Source organism: Methylophaga sp. (genome assembly GCF_030651745.1).
Genome location: NZ_JAUSCC010000132.1, coordinates 1 through 17356 on the forward strand (window position 1 = coordinate 1; position 17356 = coordinate 17356).

Consider the following 17356-nt stretch of genomic DNA (forward strand, 5'->3'; position numbering starts at 1 on the left):
TTCGGGCGGATGTATTCGATTACATTGAACGTTTTTATAACCCGAAACGTCGTCATTCGACATTAGGCGGAATTAGTCCGGTAGAATTTGAAAAAGGCTATACGGGCTTAACTATGTGTCCGTGAATTTGTGGGAAACCCAGAGCTACATGATCAGGTCGAAGAACGTGTACGGATTTATCAAAATGCTTTTGCTGAAAATACCAATCGGGCGCGTGCTGCCGATTTCAAGATTTATAAAGCCTGGTGTGATCATAATGAATTTCGTGCAATACCTGCAACACCGGAACAACTGGAACAGTTTATTTGGGATATGGCCACAAAGCCAAAGTGCGATCCTAAAACGGGTGAAGTGATTTTTATCGAAGAAAAAGGGCGAAAGGTGATGGCCACAGAGCAAAACAAGGCTGTGGCAACGGTATCCCGATATATGACTTCCATAAAATATTTTCACGACATTGGTTTGGATGCTGTGCGTGATGTCACAGGAGATTACAGTTATGGCCACAACGCAATAAATCCTGTCTCTACCAAAAGAGTCTCAATGGCACTAAAGTCGGTGGCATTAAGGTTTCGTTCTCGCTCGCAACGTCAAGCTGCTCCAATTAAATACGAGATGCTGGACAATATTATCGACAGTCTCGGTGATGATTTGAGAGACACATTATATAAAGCTCTCATATCAGTGGCTTTCGACACGATGATGCGATGCTCTGAATTAGTAAGGATAGAGCTTGAGCATCTTCAATTCGATCATGATGGCAGTGGGAGTGTCTATATTGGATGGCACAAGACTGACCAGGCCGGTGAAGGAAGTCATCGTTATATTTCTGCTGAAACTGTGGATCTCATTAATGATTGGTGCAACAAAGCGCATATTGAGAGTGGTCTTCTATTTAGATCAGTAGGGGCTGGTAACCATGTGCTAGATTCAATGCATAAAGACCGTATTGCCCGTATTTTCAAGAATCTGGCGAAACGAAATGGATATTCTTTTAAAGATGTCTCTGCACATTCAACCAGAGTGGGTGCAGCTCAGGAACTGTTGGTTGATGGAGCTGATCTCCCCGCAATGATGGTTGCTGGAGGTTGGAAGTCAGCTACTATGCCGGTCCGATATGCGAGTAGGTTAAATGTGAAAAAGGGTGCAATGGCAGCAATGTCCAAGAAAAGAGGTAGAAGTCGTTCAGATGAATGAGATATTTAAGGTGATCAATTACACATCGCTGTAGCTTCAGCCCAGGCATCGGAGAATGTATCCAACTTTATCGTGTGAGTCTCTTGAACCGTTCCAAGGTATTGGCTTTTCCACTCAAACCTGATTTTCAATTGTTCTCCAGTCGATAATGTCTCAATAACACTTTCTATATTGTTGTCCATGTCTACAAGAACACCATCAAGGTTCGCTTGTACACCTTTTTTCATGGTACCCATCAGCCCCAATGAGATGTTGTAATTTAGGTCAATGAATTCCCCTCGTTTATTCATTGCTCTCTGATTGGTGGGTAGAATTATATCCCGCATGTAATTACCTTCTGAATCTTTCATGTAACTGGTCCTTACATAGCACCACTTGTTACCAGTGAATGAATCTTCTTGCTTGTAAGCTTTCCAAGGACTGCTGTCATCTGATCGCTCATCGGCTACTGACGCATTGGCAAAAATAATAGCAATGGAAAAAAGAGTAAATCTAAACATAAACATCCCTATTAATGATCATTTGGAAGTGATGATAATTGACCTTTTAGTTTACTGAGCATATCATTAAATCATTCTCTATTGAATTAGAGCGCTTTGCCTACCCACTAAGGTGGATGGTGATAACGAAAGCCGCACAGCAATAACATTGCATGCGGTTTTTTTGTTTTTGGGCTTTTTATAGCTCAACCCGCACGGGACAGATACTTTGTCCCTGTGTGACATTCATATCTGCCCCGTAATTAGTTTCTTTTACGAGGGCATTCCCCATGAAAACACTTATTATTTTTATTGCAGCAATGGTGATTATCACATCCACGTTTGCTGCCGGTACCGCTGATAGCTTTTCGGATATTCAAAGCAAACGTGCTGCACAAATTGAAGCACAGCTTCCATAGTCCAGGTTGATGATTATGGAAAGCACACTTGGATATTCTGAATATGATGAAGCCTGGTTTACAGAACCTTCCGATTCAATGGCCAGCTACTGTGAAAGACTGCAAAAGAATGTCGAATTGGCCGTAAAGTCGCTTGAACCCTATCTTGCAGAACTCGAATCAATCAATTCATACAGTGATTTATTGCTGGTGGATAATGAGCTGCTGACGTTGATGGAAGCGTTTGAAATGGCTCGTGTTGAGCTGAATGAGGGATATGATGAGGGAATAGTGGCAAAAACTGGCGGTCATCACAAAGATTATTTGGATCTTTATCAGGATGCACTCCAGGGCCGTGAAACTCCCCGAACGGACTGTATCTGTTTAAGTGCTGGTAGTTTTGATATTCCACCGATTCAAATCATTTCGGCATTCATGCATGATAAAAAGAAAATGCCGACCTTATGAAAAGCATAAGGCCGGCATGATTGTTTAACTCTTTCTCAGTCCTTTCTCCTACTGCGAAACCATTGCTTTGAAGCTTTCTTGACTTGATGAAAGAGATTCGATTGTCTCGTTGATTTCAGATTCAATCCGGCTAATTTGCTTTTGTATGGAATCAATTCGTGCAGTTCTTGTGGATGTCGATGATTGACTAACAGTGCCAGCTAGTAATTGTGTGGCATGCTTGGAGTCTGCGTTAGATACAGACGCTTCGTCTGGGATAATTAATTCCATACCTGGCTTGATGCTTGCAATATCAGCACCCAGTAAAGATGAGTTGCTTTCATGTATCGCTGCAATCATTTGATGAACCGTCACATTCTGTGCTTTTGTTTTTTCAGCTATTTTCCATAAGCTATCGCCACTTTTGACGGTATAGGTCTGTGCAATCGCTGGCGTTGCCAGAACTGCAGTTAAAAGAAAACTTATAAAATTAGTTCTAATACTCATTGTTTATCCTAATCTGATGACCAACGAGCAATTTCTTCAACCTGAAGTTGGCCAGAAACTACAAGTGACTTTGCGTGTTCCGAGAGCGATTTTCTGCGTTGCTGATACATTTCATGGTTAAGCCGTGGTAATGCAGAAGCACCCTGAGCGAGGATACTGCGAACTTGGGGAGTTGCTTCTAACGTTTCGTAAATACAGTGCGTCTTACCACTGATTCCATGAACTAGGTGCTGACAAATAAACCCCTGCATTGCTTGGGGAAGTAATTCATCATGCTGATCGTCTAGTAAGGCAAACATTCTGGTCACGACTTCATGAATGTTTTCTGCATGAAGTGTTGCAAATACACGATGACCTGTTAATCCAGCCTGAATTGCAGCTTCTGCAGTGCTGGGATGACGAATCTCCCCAATAACTATGTTCTTTGGAAATTGCCTCATAGCCTCATGTACTCCGCCATTAAAGCTGCCTACATTTATTCCGACTTCACGTTGGCAGATGAGTGGATCGCTATGACTGTATTCGATAGGTTCTTCAATTGTTACCGTATCGCCTAATTCACCTCGTTCTGATAGGTAATTGATAAGAGAGGCCATAGTTGTAGTCTTACCACCGCCAGTAGGGCCGGCAATGAGGATAAGACCGGAGCCATTAGTCAGTGACAATAATTTATCAAGCTCAAAGCCGAGATCGTGTTGAAGGTGAGGTATAATTGAAGGATTGCGACGCATTGCGCACCCCCAGCCCCGGTCGCTGTGAAAGATGTGACAGCGCCATCTGTCTCCTCTCCAGGTGACAGATGCATCTGTTGCCATGATTGTCTTTTCTGGACGGTGTTCATCTAGTATTCTGGTATACAAGTCTTTTAGCTCATTCCAAGAATCACCTTCTGTTAATATTTCATGTTTGCCGGCATGATTGAGGATCGCGAATTTATCAAATAGCTTGATATCGTTAAATTGTTCTTTCATGGATATTCTCAGGGTTGTTTTTGACAGGCTAATAAAGCGACGTTTTTGGGGTTTGTTTCAGGACCGGTTCTTGTCTGATTCCCACTATTGAAAATAAAGCTTCGACCATATGAACCGCCGTGGTTGCCGGCTCTGATTGGTAGGGAGGCAGTGCTGCCTGTTGTGAATGCGCCTGATGTACTTCCGATACCGCCCATGTTGCCTTCGATAGCAAGAGAAACAGATCCTGTGATTGGTTGCATACGGTCTGCTTGATAGCTTCCGAGCGTTCTTCCAGAGTCAAGGCCTCTTCCACGGTCTAAAGAACGTATGAATGTGCCACGAACGTCACGTGTACCGTTCGCTCCATTTGACTCCACCCAGCCATCTGGGCAACTTGAAGCGTTAAAATAACTCACCATTCTTGCTGGTGATCCCTCTGGCCCTTGCCATCGACCACTAACACAACTTAGTAAATTTCCAACGTTATCTCTTGCGACTAGACCGTTAGTGGAACACGTTGCATTTTTCGTGACTATAGAGTTTAAAAGTACTGTTTCAGCCACTATGCGATTGGCATTGAGGATGTTGTTATCATCCATATTTAATGCACCAGTCATTGGCCTGGAACCGTCTCTTGGCAGTAAATGCTCAAGAGCTGGAATTGCAGATGGCATAGGAACGGAGACGGTTACTATATTTCCGGTAACTGTACTTGCTGGGAGATCGGCATCTAAAAGCACTGCATTGCCTGCATTTACCGCATCAATAGTGACGATAAATCTTTTCGCATTACCTGTCGTACAGCTAGTAGTGTAATTAGTGCCGAAAGGAGAACGAACGCTAAACCCTTGGAGGTAAATAGAATTGCTCATCGTGGTAATAGCTGAAGCGCAGTTATCAGCTTCACTTGGCCACTCCCCATTCTCCTTTCCTGCATAATTCTGTGCTGACTGAAAGAGGTCATTGACTTCAGCAATTGTTATTGCAATCCGATCTTCTTCAAATTTCTGGATGTGCTGATAAGCAAATGGTGCAGCGAAAATGCTAATGACCATCATCACAACCAAAAGCTCAATTATCGTAAAGCCAGATTGCCTCATATGTAGAGAGCGATATTCAATCATCTAGTGATTCCATATAGAGGTGGTGTTTGTTATATCTTGAATTAACAACCGCAGAATTATTCGTGCCCTGTGGTTGATGGCTAACCATTACTAAAGTACTTGCACCAGTGGCCGTAGATATCGTCTCGAATGGATTAATATTGCGTAAAGGAATCGAAACACTGACGGAGGCATAATTTCCAGTTGTGGTAATTAGGTAGTTCGTTCCCCAGTAGGTCTGTAATGGAGTGTTAGTTAAGCCAAGCGAATTCACATCATAAGAATTGAGAAGTGCTGCAATATCGCTCGTAGCAACTTCTGAGAAGTTATCACCACCTGGTAATCTTCTTGCCACATCAGCTGTAGCAGCGAGTGCTTTCATGGTTTCGACAGTGGATAAGACCCGGTGAGAGTCCATGACCTTTTTTACCGCCGGCACACCTATTGCCGCTAGAATAGAAAGCAATACTGTGACAACCATCAACTCTACGAGTGTATAACCTTTCACTTAGCCACCACGCGACAAGAGCATAGGTGCATAGAAGCCTGCAGCAATCAGGAAAACGGTAAATACAGCCGCTATCATCCCGATGTGAAGCGCAAGTTTTGAGAAGCGCTTACCCGTCACAAATATTTCGGTGATGAGCATGCCTTTGATACGAACAAGCAGATTGTGTCGTGCTTCGTCATGGGCGGCATCAAAGGCTTTCATGCCGATAATAAAACTTGGTGACCAATACTGAGCTTGTAGGCTTTGCGGAATTGTAGCGCCCTGCTCCACACCCTCCATAATCGACTCAATAGCTAACTTATTCGTGCCGCTGTTATTCGTTGCAATCAGTTTTAGGGATTTGTCAGGACTAAAGCCTGATGCAAAAAGAGGCATCCACGCGGCTAGGAAATTGGCAGATCTTCTGGCTTTTAATAGCTCATCAAGCTGTCGTACTCCCCATATACTGCGAAAGGCAGTGACATTGTTCCAAAGGTAGCGAATTCCAGCTACTGCCCCAACGATTACCATCAAAAAAAGAAACGTATGCTCTGTTTGCATAGCTCTTAATTGGACAATGAGTCGTGTTGCACTATTATCTTTGAGTTGAGGTACGTCGATGATCTGCTGTGCAGGTCCACCCAGTATCAAGCTCAATAGTAAAATAGACGAAATACCAACAATGAGGTAAGTAAGGCCAAGCTTTAGATCTGCGCTGGTGGCTTTTCTTAGCTCAATATCCTGCTCGATATTTTCAACCGCCATATTAATGGCCTGACTCATTCGGCCTGACTCTTCACCAGAGCGAACAAGTAACACGACGTTACCATCAACTCCGAAAAGCTCAAGATAGTCTGATATTCGTGATGCGTGCTCTATTCTGGGGTCTTGCATGTGTTTTTTCAGAAATGGCGTACTTTCGGCTATTTCTGTTATGCCGCGAGTGATGTTGGCACCAGAATCGACCAGCGTCGCAACTTGAGCAACAAGAAGTAATTGTTCTTCGGGTTTGAGTTTGTTTGAACCTAACTTTAAGCCAAACGGAATTTCCCATGAACCTTCAATCGCATCTACAAGCCCTGGCTGCTCAAGAAGAGCAGCCTGATCTTCAGCTTCCATTAAAGCAAGGCGAGTGCTGCCATCTAATTGTCGAAGATTGACAACAAATTGCATTATGGCATTACCAATTCAACAGTGACGTTAGATCCTGAATAGGAGGCATTATTGATATGCTCAACTTCAGATGAATTTAACCGTTGGGCCAGATTGGCTCCATCTTCATCATCTGGTACCGGCATAGAGATACTGAAGGTATTCCCTGCAACACTTACCGTCCATAACGTGTCCCATGCAGTCTGGTCGCTCAATCCGTAACGGGTTAATTCTGTCTTGTCACAATTAGAGTATCCACGGTTGATTCGGTAGCACTGTGTAACAGCAGAAAGAAAATCTCGCTCAACAAAGTAAGTTGCAACGTCAACATTGGCACCGCCTACCCACGCATTAAAACCACGCATACCAATTGTGCCAAGAATGGCTAATACGGTAACGACGATCATAAGTTCAATCAGGGTGAAGCCTTTTTGAGCTTGTTGTTTTAGGTTCAGTTTCATTCGATATTTCCTCAAAGTTTAGAGCAGGTTGGTTTCACGGCCATAAGTGAAATGTTGTCCATAGCTTGCAAGTGGGGAAAGCCTGGCTTCGAGTTCACTGATAGTTGTTTTTCCACGTCGGACCATGTTGATACCGTTGTCCCACATCGTGGCGTATTGATGGTTGCGATGTTTTTCTTCGATGATATTTGCAGACGTACCTTCGAGAATTTGCTTTTGTGTCCACGGATCAATAATCATTAATTCGGACACTAGGCTTCGACCTGTGTAGCCCCCATCGCATTTAGAGCAACCATCATGGTTTGCAACCTTAATTGGTTCTCCAAGTTGAGGTGCCCCACGTAAGCTAGAGTACTTTTCAGCAATACCTTGATTCTGGCCAAACTCTTCTTCTGTGGAGCACTCATTACATACATTTCTAACCATTCGCTGTGCTGATACAGCAAGCAATGAGTCTGCAAGGGTGGAAGGGTTGACGCCCATATTTGTTAATCGGCTAATGGTTTGAACCGCACTGTTGGTATGCATCGTGGCAAGAACTAAGTGACCGGTCATGGATGCTTCAATTGCAAGATTGGTTGTTTCCAGATCACGAAGCTCACCAACAAGAATCACGTCCGGATCTTGTCGAAGCTTAGTTCTTAACCCTTCTGCGAATGTCATGCCTGCAGCAACGTTAATCTGTGTTTGGTTAATACCCGGTAGCTCGACCTCGACAGGATCTTCTAAGGTTTGAATCGAATCACCGGGGCGTAACTCCTGAATCAGCTGTAACAGTGCATAAAGTGTTGTTGTCTTACCGCTACCTGTTGGCCCAGTAACAATGACCAAGCCTTTTGGAGAGCGACAAAGTGTTTTCAAAGTCTCATATTCGACCTTCGGAAACCCAATATCTTTGAGTTGTCTTTGTTGGCCGGTAGGGTTCAAAAGACGCATAACAAAATAGAAGTATGGGTCGCCACCACTCATTACTGGTGATGCTGCCAGTCGAACCTGAATGTCTTTGTCTTTCCAGTGATAATTGAATTTAAGATCCAGCGGCTTAGTTGGCTTCCCGCCAATTTTTCCAGCACGACCAAGTAGTTTGTTTGACCAATCCTGATATTCATCCATGCTGACGTTATGTTGATATGGCTTGATCACACCATCAGAGCGAAACTGGATTGATAAATGTTTTCGTGTTCGTGGTGAGACATGAATATCACTGGCACCGATTTCCAGAGCACTCTCGATCATTTCATTAATGCTTTTATCTAACTCTGTTTTGCTGGCTGCTTGAGTTAATGTAATGGTCGAGGTGCCTACCAATATGCCGGTTTTACTAAAGCTGACTTTTCCTTTGATTCGTTCTTCCAGCATTTCTTCCATAGTGTGTCCATAAGGATTCACTATGAATAAGGTGTCGTTTGCAATACCCCATCCTTCGCCTTGGTAGTCAAATTCACCATCTTCAATGCTGAAAATAGGCTTGTTACCTAATTCTGAGAATGCAGTAGCAATATCTGTATTAGAAACGCCTTCTTCTAACAAGGAATAGTAAATTGCTTCCTCAGTCTCTGGGGTTGGCCAGTGAGATGACTTGATAGAATCAGTTGCACCTTGTGCGATCAACTTTTCTAAAATGCGTTGAAATAGTTCAGTTGTACCCGTCATAGCGTTCACCAATTTAAAACTAAGGTTTTTGAAGTAGAGTTTCTGGAATTTTTGATGCGCACTTTCGTTGCATCTATATGCGTTATTACCCAGTCACCAACCTTATCGCCAACCAGTGCCCACTGGGTTTCACCTGAATGTTTAAGCCTTGCACTGTCATTTTGAATAGCTTCTAGTGTCGGGCTGACATTTCGTGTACTTGAAATGTTGTCGATAGAGAATGAAGACTCATCAATCGTAACTGGAGCCATAGGAACGTTAAGCCGTTCAATCTCTGCAGTAAGGTCATTCATAGTGTCTGGCTTGATTTCTAAACTCGTACCGCGACAATCAATGCCCATTTCATGACAATCCCGTATAAGTTGTGCTTGAGAATGTTTTAATTCGAGAATTTCTTTCTGCTTTCTCAGCTCTGTCAAAGCCTGTTCATGACGAAGCTGTTCTGACGTTAAACTGGGTTGGCTGTCAGCAAAAACTGTCTGAGCAACTGTAAAAAATAATGCTGGTATCAGGTATTTAATTAATTTATTTCTCATAACGACCTCCAAGATTTAGTTTTCTGAGCCTAATGCCGCAAAGCCAAGGCCTATTACTGCATTGTCTAGTGCGGCGGCTCCAAAAAGGATTGGTACCACCTTCTGAATTTCCATTGCTGCCATAGCTACACTTCTACTATTACCCTGCAACACGCCGAACCAAGGTGTACCTCCAGGTATTTCTAACTCGGTAATACCTGCAGCTTTTCCATCTTTAAGTGGAGTAACTTTCACACCATGAGAGCTGGCAATAACGCTAATTGATTGCCATGTATCTGGAAGTAATGGCAGGTCGGGTTTTTGGCTAACCACATCAATTTCTGTATTAACGCTCACAATCTGCATTTTCAGGTTTTCTATATCTGGATAGTCTCTTGTGGCATGACCAGACATGACATAGAACCCTGCGAGGACTGATGAAACAGCAACAATAGATAAATTTCTAAGGATAGGATTAGTGCGAAGCATCGTTCACCCATTGGATAATCGTTGTGTTTGCAGATAGTCGTTTTGATTCAATTCCCATATCCGCCAGAATGGCTAGCTTGGCTCTGTTATCACGAGAGTCATTCACCTCAATGGCAATGGATTTGGTTGGCAACAAGTTGATCTCGCCTGAAATACTGCTATCTGAAAATGCATTACTGACTTGATAAAGACTTGCTAAAGCTTTTGACTGTAATGGCCAGTTTTCAAGTTTTTGACGATTTACAGACACAAGGGCTTGTTCAGCGATATGAAGCTCGGTGCTGACTCTATTGAAATCCTTCATGTGGGATTTATGGTGGTGTGCCAGTCCCGTATCTGCCAGTAAAGCGAGGCCCCCCACCATTGCAACCGCTAACATACCTTGCTGTTGAGCTTTCTTTTTTAGCGTTACAGCGGCAGCAACTCGTTCTTTGTGCGTAAGCAGTGGCGTTACAGGTAATTTAAGATCCTCCATACTGACGGTGATTTCTTTACCATCAGCAATTGTGATCCCTTCCTGAATTGCGACTCCGGGCAAACGTTGCAACTCATTCTGAAATAATGAGCCGGTGTGAAGCTGGTTATCATGGCTATAAAGGTAATAACCAAAATCCTTGCTCTCGCTGGTGAAGATGTACTGCAACGGTATGCTGGTATCAATTAGCCTAGATGCGATCAAGGTTTGCCAAAAGCCATATATCGGTGTTTTTGGATGAGCGTCGCGTGTGTCACGCAATGATTGCTCTTCATACCAGACTTTTAGGTTGCCTTGTTCTTGACTGGTGTACTTATCACTAGCTGCACCACCCAATACGTCACGCATCAGGATGCAGGAGCGACCCTCAATGGTGATTGGCGAGTTAACCGATATCATGCGCCTACTTCCTGTGGCGTAATGACGATGAGCAGTTCACTATTTTCTTGCTCAAACTTGGCACCGCCTAAAGCTTTTGCCAGGGCTTCATTTTTGATCGGCAATCTTTGCGTATTTTGTAATACTCGGTTGATGATCAAACCACCAAGATATATTGGTGTTCCGCTTGTTGTAATAACCTGAGTAGCAAGCTCTTGAAGTGCAATATTTGGCGTTTCAAAAACTTCACCACCAGAGTTGATTGGAGTAAAGCCGGTAATTGAACTCAAGATAGGTACGATATCGACCAGTATTTTTCCGTCATCTAGCATTTTAGGGGTGACGGCTATTTTGATACCAACGTTTACTCGTGAAAGTGTTGTTGTAATCGCTGTATCTGATGCCACGTTTCCATCACCGCCAGCTGTCAACGGTAAGAACTCTACGCCAGAGACGAATGAGAATTCCTGTGTTGAACCTAAATATGCCGTGTAACCATTTGTGACAGTTAGACGAGGTTGGCTTTGCAAAGTCACACTGCCTTGCTCTCGCAGTGATTCGACGATGGCATTTAAGGTCAAATTGCCAAAAGGAATTGAAGCTGCAATAGACCAGTTTCCACCGTCTACTATGGACAGTGCTTGAGTAGTCTCTCCTGCAAACGTGACTGTGCGATCCCCATCACCGTTTTGGTAAATGGCATTCCAGTCAACGCCATAACCTTCACCACGGGTAGTCTTGATATCCAAAATCGCGCCTGATAGATGAACTTGTCTCTGACTGTCTGTTTCAAGTTTTGAAAAGTGCTCATCAAGGCGTCTGATTTGACTTGGCTTGCCGTAAGCTGTGATTTTTCCCAGCCTCTTATTACCAACAACCCACGGAGTATCGAAGAAAGGATTCATTTCATCATCTAGCACCCTGCTGTAATTGTTCAGGAAGTCGATTGGATCATCACCTTCTCTGAGCTGTGGCACTAATGTGTTCTGGTTATTGTTTGACCCGGAGTTTGAGCCAGACTGGCCATCTTCGATTAGGCCCAGTATTCGCCTTGCATCGTCGATCAAAGTTGTCCATGTTTCATCCTGACGAGTGGTCACGATATTTGTGCCACTTGCGCTTTGTGTCTGCCCTTGGCTTGTTCCGCCGCCACTTGCGCCAGCACCACTGCCTCCCATCGCACCAGCACCACCGCCACCAGATGACTGTTGAGCTGTTGCTGAGAAACCGGATCGTGTAGTGGCTTCTGGCATGTCAGACAATGCTGCCATATTCCATGATTGAGTCATGGTTGAAGCCACTTGAAGGAGAACGCCATCACTATTTTGGATTACGTCGATTTTGTAATCGGTTGTGCCTTCAATTTGACGAATATAGTCAGTAATACGTGAGTTTTGTGCTCTCACGCCTATTTTCATTGCCAGATTTACGCCTGAATCAAGCGCAACGATGTTGGCTGCTGTTAATGCAGATGGATGTGTTAATGCATCTATTAACGCAATACGTGGCTGGTTGATCGTTACGGTTTCATCCAATATCTGTTTGCGCGACGTAGTGATATTGACGTAGTTACTGGTTCTCGGTGCTAACTGTTGAGTGCGTGGCACATCTTCTATTTGCGTCGTGCTGACGGGGATTTCAGGTGGCATTGCACAAGCAGTAAGGCTCAATATGCTTGCCAAGACTAATTTATTCTTCATTTCTTGCCTCCATGAGTCACAACAATCAGTGGTTTAGGCTTCATGTTTCTGTAAGCCAGATAGGTCAGTCCTTGTGGCTCAAGAATGTCCTTAAGTGCCTGTGCATAGCTGGTTTCACCTGAAAAGCTGATAAGCGTACTTTCAATGCTTTTGTCGATTTGCAGGTCTAATACCCACCCTGGAGGCGTTAAGGTGCGAATGCTTGAAGGCAATGGCCGGTCACGAAATGAAACTTGAATCTCTTCGTTCAGCTCGCGCAATGGCAATTCTTCTACTGTCTTGACTGGTTTACGGTCAGGGACTGACGATGGAGTTTTTTGTTGATTCGCTTCAAGCCCTGTTGCCACCGCTTCACTCGCAGGCACAGCCGTTCCATCAGCTGAAATCGTTATGGTTTTGGCTGAATTGTTCTCACGTGTCTTTGGTTTTACGTCTTCTAGTGGACTGCCAGTTTGATTGCTGCCCGGTTTAGGTAATGCTGCTTTGGGTGTCTCCTGCAACTTAGCTGTGAGTCGAACGCGATTATCAGCGTATTTAGCACTATTCTCAGTGGGCATTAACACATCAGCATTTGCGCCTGTGGCAATGAGTATTGGCAGTAAAAGCAGTTTTGCTTTCATGGTTTCTCCTATGATTGCTGGCGGCCTGAAAACTGCCAGTCGTCGCAATTAATTTGTTGAGGGCAGCTCATGCACATCGCTTTGTGCTGGGCATTTGAAGGGGTTGCTTTACCGTTTATGAGCGTCTGAGTCCTATCGAACTCTTCGATCACCTGGGCTTCGTCAAGAAGCTTGCGTTTGAGATATTCGATGCCATCAGGTGTCACCACCCTGAAATAGGCGTAATCAGCCATTTTCAAACCAATACGGCTCAAAATGACTCTGTATACCGACACCTGAACAATGTCCTTCATGAATACCTGATGTTTGTCGCGTGTTTTGCTATCCACCAGCACATGCAGTCCAGACAGGACTCTATAGAGCTGATCCAATGTCCCATGCATTTTTCGAGGCACTTCAGTGCGAATGTAGTGTTCTGAACGTATCAGCTGTCCTTCAGAAAGCTCTGCAGGCATACGTTCTTTGAGAATGAACTTACGGCGCTTTTCACGTCTTCTGGCGTCAATCCCATACAGCGACAGGATGAGCAAGCAAACAATAGCGAGATAATAGGCTTCAGCCATTGATGCTCACCTTTTTAACGATCCAGTTGATAATGGGTTTAATGAATTTTCTGACCAGGGGATAGCGTTGCATCAAACGCACAACCGTTGGGGAAAGCTCGTAATAGGCACTGGTGAAAATACGGCCCAAGTAACTTCTTTGAAGATATCTGTCACGGAACAGCCTCAGCTGCTCTGTTTCTTTTGCAACGGGGCCATAAAGCTCGGTAGCAATGAAACACCGGCTATCACGGCTAGATCCGTAACGCTGTGCTTCAAGGTGATGTCGAAGATGTTCCTCGTCACCTCTTTCACGTCGCTGTCTTTGAACGTCTGATTCTTGCCGACCATAATGCTCATCGAGCACGACTTGCTTCTCACAGAAGCTGCGCTGAGCAATCTTGGTAGCTGATATAAAACCGTTGGCCTTTTTCTTCATGGTTCGCATTAGAAAAGTTTTGACGGTTTGGCTCAATGAATAACCGGATATTGGTCCAAGCCGGTTATAAAAAAAAACCCCCTTTCGGGGGTTTAATGGTTGGTACGTCTAGCTTTTAAGCTATCAAGTGTCAGGCAGCAAGTAATGTCGTTTCGAGCAGTGAGAAGGTTGCTTCCGCAAGTTCTCCCACATGCTCAATACAAACATGCTCATTACCAAACAAGGCTGACATCATCTTTTCTCGAACGCCGATGCCAATGCCGTATACCTCTATGCCACCCTGTCTCAAATCATTTATCGTCTTGATACAGTCTTGCATATCATCAGGAGCGCCATCAGTTACTACAAAAAGAATTTTTCGTTCTTCTTTTTGAGCGACCAGGTTATCCCCTGACCAGATCAATGCAGGTAGCAACGGAGTGCAACCTTCAACTTGAACCTCTGGATAATATCCAGCTGTTTGATTCATTGTTTGATCTTGCCTTGTCAAAACAGTCACAGCCGTTTCCATTGAACCGGGAAACATTGCTGCGCCGACTGACAAGTGAGGTACATTTTTCATTGCAGCCGTTAAGGACAATGTAGATCTTGCAGCCATCGTTATGCCATCACGCATAGAACCTGACCTATCCAGCAAAACCTGTACTGCCGTATTAACCGCTTTCTTGCGACTGGCCGACTTAAACACCGATAAATTACCTGACTTTATACGATGTAGCTTTCGGTCATTCAGCCTGCGCCCATTCCGTGAAGTCTTACGCTTCACTTTAGTTTGGGATTGAACCAATTGGACTAATCTGGAACGCAATGCAGCAGTTGCTGCTTGAGCTTCATCGAGTGCCTTTTGGTGATCGCCCGGAGATATGAGATCAGTAATGTGAGTTGGCTTCATACTCACAGCGTAATTTCCACGCTGATTTGCCGCCTCTTGAATCTCATCTTTCATGAGTAGTTCAAATGCATCACTGATATCACCAGGCAAGTCCTTTGAGTCACTTTCTGATGTGGCCAGAATGTCTTTCATGGCTTGCACGGCTGCATCAAACGCTTCTTGTGACATATCCCCCGTTGAACTGGAGGATTGACCGTTACCGGTGTCACTGTCTGCATCTAATGTGTCGTCGCTGGACGCTGTACCCGCATTTGATGATGAATCATCATTTGCATCGACATCACCATGGCCTGATTGCATATCGCCATCATCGCCTTGTGCATCATCGTCCCCTTGATCTGAACCTTGGTCTGAATCATCGCCATCACCGGTTTGCTGGTTCTGGCTCGGATCAGATGTCTGGTCTTGATCTTGTGAATCATTGCCAGCTTGTTGCTGCTGGCTTTGATTACTATTTTGTGGTGGTGCGGTGCGTTGACTCTCCTCTTCCAGAATTTGGGCAACCTCGCGAGCAAGTTCAACGATTTCACCTTCAGTCCTGGCACCTGACACCCGAGCCATAACACTGTTAATCCGTGTCATGGCCAGAGGCGTCATATACCCTTCGAGAATAGTCTGCGCGGTTTGTGCATAGTCATCTAAAGCGGATTGACCAAGCACCCGTGCACGCCCTTTGTGAAGCAAATACCCACATAACGCCCCAGCTGGTGAAGTATCAGTAGTGACTGGCTCAAAGAATCCATCATGGACAAGCTTTTGAACTAAGTTCGCAAGCTTTTGAGGTGCGCCCGGATAATCCCGGATAATGCACTTCTCCATTCGGATGTCTTCCATGATTCCAGCCAGTTTTCTCACAATAGGAGATAACTGGCCGTAATCAATACTGAAGTCGCTGTAACGTATGTGTCCTGCTTCGTGGATGATAAAGCCAAGTCCCAGTATTTCCACACCGGGATCTTCCAACGGCAAAGACGGCAAATAAATAACATTACCGTCTGTCCGTGGATGACCAGCATCCACTTCCACACGAACACCCATGTTGCGCCCCAGTGCCTTTGCGACAATGGGGAGTGATTTAACCAAAGTAGATTGGCTCATAACATACTCCTTTAGAAGCAAAATGCAGCTGGTTGCGCTACAGGTTTAGGATTAGAGGGGATGGAAACTTCAACTTCTGATTGCTCATCGGTCTGCTCATCAACAACTTCTTCGCTGACAGTTTGTGTCTGCTCTGAAGCCACTAATAAATCGTCTTCATCTTCCTCAACTTGATCCAACACATCGTTTTGATGTTGTGGCACCTGGTTAATAAAGTCCGTCATTCTTCTGTACGAACCTAACAGGTTTAATAACCCACAAACTGATGAGAGATCGGCACCTTCAATCGGACCGGTTTTTGGCATGGAGTCAAGAACGTCATTAACTCGTTTGATGATTACATCCACCTTACCGCTGATATAGCTCAGTGTTTTGAGCTTGTTCAGGATAGTGCGAATGGGCGATAAAGATTTTTGGCCGGCTTTGTCCCGATTTTCAAAGGAGGTCACCCAAGCATCTTTTGCCATTTTTTCGATTTCCGATAACAACTGTCCCAACAAGCCATTTTGCTCTTGTTGAAGACCATCGTTCATCAGTGCCCCTTGGCCGCCACTTGTGATTTTGTAAGCTTGAAATTCAAACTTGAACCGATTCTCAATTTCACCGCGACTCATCATGGAATTGCGAAGCCATTCTTCCCAAGCGGGATGTTCGGCTATCCATTCAGCATTGGATTGCTCATAGCTATCCAAATACTCGGTGATTAACGCTTCATGCTCATCTTTCAGACTCTGCAATCTAACCAGTAAAGATTCACCAGCTTCGATTGAAGTGCCATAAGCACCAAACGCTTTGAGACAGACCTTTTCACATTCCCGATGAATACGTTTCCCAAGACTGTTAATACGCTTCAGCTTCTCAGGAGCTGCAATTGCTTTAGTACCGGGGGTGATTAGATCTTCAGGTGGGGTCTTGTCTGGATCGGCATATCGGTTTAGCTCATCGCGTGTCAGGGTTTTTTTGCCCTGCCAAGTACGGTAATTGATATGAATCCAAACTGTTTGATCTAGTACTTCCATTAGGTTTCTCCTCTTAAAAACAGAAAAACCCGAATTGGAAATACTAGTCCCCGAATGGGAAATAATATTTCCCGTCCGGGTAGTTGAGACTGGCATGTGTTGCGCTGGGCCAGTTCCAGTTCTTACTCTTCAAATTAATGAAGAGTGAGAAACCTAGTTACGACAATGTTATTACTCTAAAGCTATGAATGCAAGGCGACTGGTTCACATTTTACCGGATTGCGCGAAAAGCCCCGTCGTTCAGGGCGGGGATGAATAGCGCGGACGGCAGCGCCGTCCTTTGAATACTTAATGAGGTGTTTGCTGTTGCTCGATGTATTGCCGAATGATTTCAATCGGCGCACCGCCG

Annotated in this window: 21 protein-coding genes; 4 read left to right on the forward strand and 17 right to left on the reverse strand. The window is 44.5% G+C overall.

Annotation, left to right across the window (positions count from 1 at the left end; translation table 11 throughout):
• Window positions 1-125 (forward strand): IS3 family transposase (locus Q7V21_RS15255; protein ID WP_228682929.1); only part of this gene is annotated, 125 nt, incomplete at its 5' end.
• 4 nt (window positions 126-129) lie between these two features.
• Window positions 130-1197: a tyrosine-type recombinase/integrase gene (locus Q7V21_RS15260; RefSeq protein ID WP_304918101.1), complete on the forward strand. Its 1068-nt coding sequence runs from the start codon at window positions 130-132 to the stop codon at window positions 1195-1197.
• Window positions 1198-1211: 14 nt separating this feature from the next.
• Here the strand turns inward: Q7V21_RS15260 and Q7V21_RS15265 are convergent, their stop codons facing one another.
• Window positions 1212-1697 (reverse strand): hypothetical protein, encoded by a 486-nt coding sequence (locus Q7V21_RS15265; protein ID WP_304918102.1) that lies wholly within the window; start codon window positions 1695-1697, stop codon window positions 1212-1214.
• Window positions 1698-1966: 269 nt separating this feature from the next.
• Here Q7V21_RS15265 and Q7V21_RS15270 point away from each other — a divergent pair, with 269 nt between their 5' ends.
• Both Q7V21_RS15270 and Q7V21_RS15275 read left to right on the forward strand, forming a co-directional pair.
• On the forward strand, window positions 1967-2095 hold the full coding sequence (locus Q7V21_RS15270) for a hypothetical protein (protein WP_292404252.1): 129 nt from the start codon (window positions 1967-1969) through the stop codon (window positions 2093-2095).
• A gap of 15 nt (window positions 2096-2110) precedes the next feature.
• Entirely contained in the window at window positions 2111-2542 is a 432-nt protein-coding gene (locus Q7V21_RS15275) for a hypothetical protein (protein WP_304918103.1), read from the forward strand.
• A gap of 48 nt (window positions 2543-2590) precedes the next feature.
• Here Q7V21_RS15275 and Q7V21_RS15280 read toward each other — a convergent pair whose 3' ends face one another.
• From Q7V21_RS15280 to Q7V21_RS15355, 16 genes are all read right to left on the reverse strand, one after another.
• Complete coding sequence (locus Q7V21_RS15280) at window positions 2591-3028, reverse strand: FimV family protein (RefSeq protein WP_226070176.1); 438 nt, start codon at window positions 3026-3028, stop codon at window positions 2591-2593.
• A gap of 8 nt (window positions 3029-3036) precedes the next feature.
• Window positions 3037-3999, reverse strand: coding sequence for an ATPase, T2SS/T4P/T4SS family (locus tag Q7V21_RS15285; protein ID WP_304918104.1), 963 nt, complete (start codon window positions 3997-3999; stop codon window positions 3037-3039).
• A gap of 8 nt (window positions 4000-4007) precedes the next feature.
• Window positions 4008-5105: a type II secretion system protein gene (locus Q7V21_RS15290; protein ID WP_304918105.1), complete on the reverse strand. Its 1098-nt coding sequence runs from the start codon at window positions 5103-5105 to the stop codon at window positions 4008-4010.
• Complete coding sequence (locus Q7V21_RS15295; protein WP_304918106.1) at window positions 5098-5592, reverse strand: prepilin-type N-terminal cleavage/methylation domain-containing protein; 495 nt, start codon at window positions 5590-5592, stop codon at window positions 5098-5100. Before Q7V21_RS15295 ends, Q7V21_RS15290 begins: the two co-directional genes overlap by 8 nt.
• A complete protein-coding gene (locus Q7V21_RS15300; RefSeq protein ID WP_304918107.1) occupies window positions 5593-6747 on the reverse strand; it encodes a type II secretion system F family protein in 1155 nt (384 codons plus the stop codon).
• A complete protein-coding gene (locus Q7V21_RS15305) occupies window positions 6747-7187 on the reverse strand; it encodes a type II secretion system protein (RefSeq protein WP_304918108.1) in 441 nt (146 codons plus the stop codon). Before Q7V21_RS15305 ends, Q7V21_RS15300 begins: the two co-directional genes overlap by 1 nt.
• A gap of 18 nt (window positions 7188-7205) precedes the next feature.
• Complete coding sequence (locus Q7V21_RS15310) at window positions 7206-8840, reverse strand: GspE/PulE family protein (RefSeq protein ID WP_304918109.1); 1635 nt, start codon at window positions 8838-8840, stop codon at window positions 7206-7208.
• A 5-nt stretch (window positions 8841-8845) separates the two neighbouring features.
• Entirely contained in the window at window positions 8846-9376 is a 531-nt protein-coding gene (locus Q7V21_RS15315; protein ID WP_304918110.1) for a hypothetical protein, read from the reverse strand.
• Window positions 9377-9391: 15 nt separating this feature from the next.
• Window positions 9392-9844 (reverse strand): hypothetical protein, encoded by a 453-nt coding sequence (locus tag Q7V21_RS15320; RefSeq protein WP_304918111.1) that lies wholly within the window; start codon window positions 9842-9844, stop codon window positions 9392-9394.
• A complete protein-coding gene (locus Q7V21_RS15325; protein ID WP_304918112.1) occupies window positions 9831-10718 on the reverse strand; it encodes a hypothetical protein in 888 nt (295 codons plus the stop codon). Before Q7V21_RS15325 ends, Q7V21_RS15320 begins: the two co-directional genes overlap by 14 nt.
• Window positions 10715-12397, reverse strand: coding sequence for a type II secretion system protein GspD (locus Q7V21_RS15330; protein ID WP_304918113.1), 1683 nt, complete (start codon window positions 12395-12397; stop codon window positions 10715-10717). The genes Q7V21_RS15325 and Q7V21_RS15330 overlap by 4 nt, the downstream gene beginning before the upstream one ends.
• Window positions 12394-13017 (reverse strand): hypothetical protein, encoded by a 624-nt coding sequence (locus Q7V21_RS15335; RefSeq protein WP_304918114.1) that lies wholly within the window; start codon window positions 13015-13017, stop codon window positions 12394-12396. Before Q7V21_RS15335 ends, Q7V21_RS15330 begins: the two co-directional genes overlap by 4 nt.
• Window positions 13018-13025: 8 nt before the next feature.
• Entirely contained in the window at window positions 13026-13580 is a 555-nt protein-coding gene (locus tag Q7V21_RS15340) for a hypothetical protein (protein ID WP_304918115.1), read from the reverse strand.
• A complete protein-coding gene (locus tag Q7V21_RS15345; RefSeq protein WP_304918116.1) occupies window positions 13573-13998 on the reverse strand; it encodes a CFI-box-CTERM domain-containing protein in 426 nt (141 codons plus the stop codon). Before Q7V21_RS15345 ends, Q7V21_RS15340 begins: the two co-directional genes overlap by 8 nt.
• A 130-nt stretch (window positions 13999-14128) precedes the next feature.
• Window positions 14129-15988 (reverse strand): VWA domain-containing protein, encoded by a 1860-nt coding sequence (locus Q7V21_RS15350; protein WP_304918117.1) that lies wholly within the window; start codon window positions 15986-15988, stop codon window positions 14129-14131.
• 11 nt (window positions 15989-15999) lie between these two features.
• Window positions 16000-17007, reverse strand: coding sequence for a DUF3150 domain-containing protein (locus Q7V21_RS15355; RefSeq protein ID WP_304918118.1), 1008 nt, complete (start codon window positions 17005-17007; stop codon window positions 16000-16002).
• Window positions 17008-17356 lie beyond the last annotated feature (349 nt).

Bases quoted from the DNA above. Each gene is read 5' to 3' on its own strand.
- Q7V21_RS15320 (WP_304918111.1), bottom strand. From the start codon at position 9,844: ATGCTTCGCACTAATCCTATCCTTAGAAATTTATCTATTGTTGCTGTT.
- Q7V21_RS15325 (WP_304918112.1), bottom strand. From the start codon at position 10,718: ATGATATCGGTTAACTCGCCAATCACCATTGAGGGTCGCTCCTGCATC.
- Q7V21_RS15300 (WP_304918107.1), bottom strand. From the start codon at position 6,747: ATGCAATTTGTTGTCAATCTTCGACAATTAGATGGCAGCACTCGCCTT.
- Q7V21_RS15285 (WP_304918104.1), bottom strand. From the start codon at position 3,999: ATGAAAGAACAATTTAACGATATCAAGCTATTTGATAAATTCGCGATC.
- Q7V21_RS15305 (WP_304918108.1), bottom strand. From the start codon at position 7,187: ATGAAACTGAACCTAAAACAACAAGCTCAAAAAGGCTTCACCCTGATT.
- Q7V21_RS15275 (WP_304918103.1), top strand. From the start codon at position 2,111: ATGGAAAGCACACTTGGATATTCTGAATATGATGAAGCCTGGTTTACA.
- Q7V21_RS15265 (WP_304918102.1), bottom strand. From the start codon at position 1,697: ATGTTTAGATTTACTCTTTTTTCCATTGCTATTATTTTTGCCAATGCG.
- Q7V21_RS15330 (WP_304918113.1), bottom strand. From the start codon at position 12,397: ATGAAGAATAAATTAGTCTTGGCAAGCATATTGAGCCTTACTGCTTGT.
- Q7V21_RS15310 (WP_304918109.1), bottom strand. From the start codon at position 8,840: ATGACGGGTACAACTGAACTATTTCAACGCATTTTAGAAAAGTTGATC.
- Q7V21_RS15335 (WP_304918114.1), bottom strand. From the start codon at position 13,017: ATGAAAGCAAAACTGCTTTTACTGCCAATACTCATTGCCACAGGCGCA.
- Q7V21_RS15280 (WP_226070176.1), bottom strand. From the start codon at position 3,028: ATGAGTATTAGAACTAATTTTATAAGTTTTCTTTTAACTGCAGTTCTG.
- Q7V21_RS15350 (WP_304918117.1), bottom strand. From the start codon at position 15,988: ATGAGCCAATCTACTTTGGTTAAATCACTCCCCATTGTCGCAAAGGCA.
- Q7V21_RS15345 (WP_304918116.1), bottom strand. From the start codon at position 13,998: ATGAAGAAAAAGGCCAACGGTTTTATATCAGCTACCAAGATTGCTCAG.
- Q7V21_RS15340 (WP_304918115.1), bottom strand. From the start codon at position 13,580: ATGGCTGAAGCCTATTATCTCGCTATTGTTTGCTTGCTCATCCTGTCG.
- Q7V21_RS15270 (WP_292404252.1), top strand. From the start codon at position 1,967: ATGAAAACACTTATTATTTTTATTGCAGCAATGGTGATTATCACATCC.
- Q7V21_RS15290 (WP_304918105.1), bottom strand. From the start codon at position 5,105: ATGATTGAATATCGCTCTCTACATATGAGGCAATCTGGCTTTACGATA.
- Q7V21_RS15355 (WP_304918118.1), bottom strand. From the start codon at position 17,007: ATGGAAGTACTAGATCAAACAGTTTGGATTCATATCAATTACCGTACT.
- Q7V21_RS15315 (WP_304918110.1), bottom strand. From the start codon at position 9,376: ATGAGAAATAAATTAATTAAATACCTGATACCAGCATTATTTTTTACA.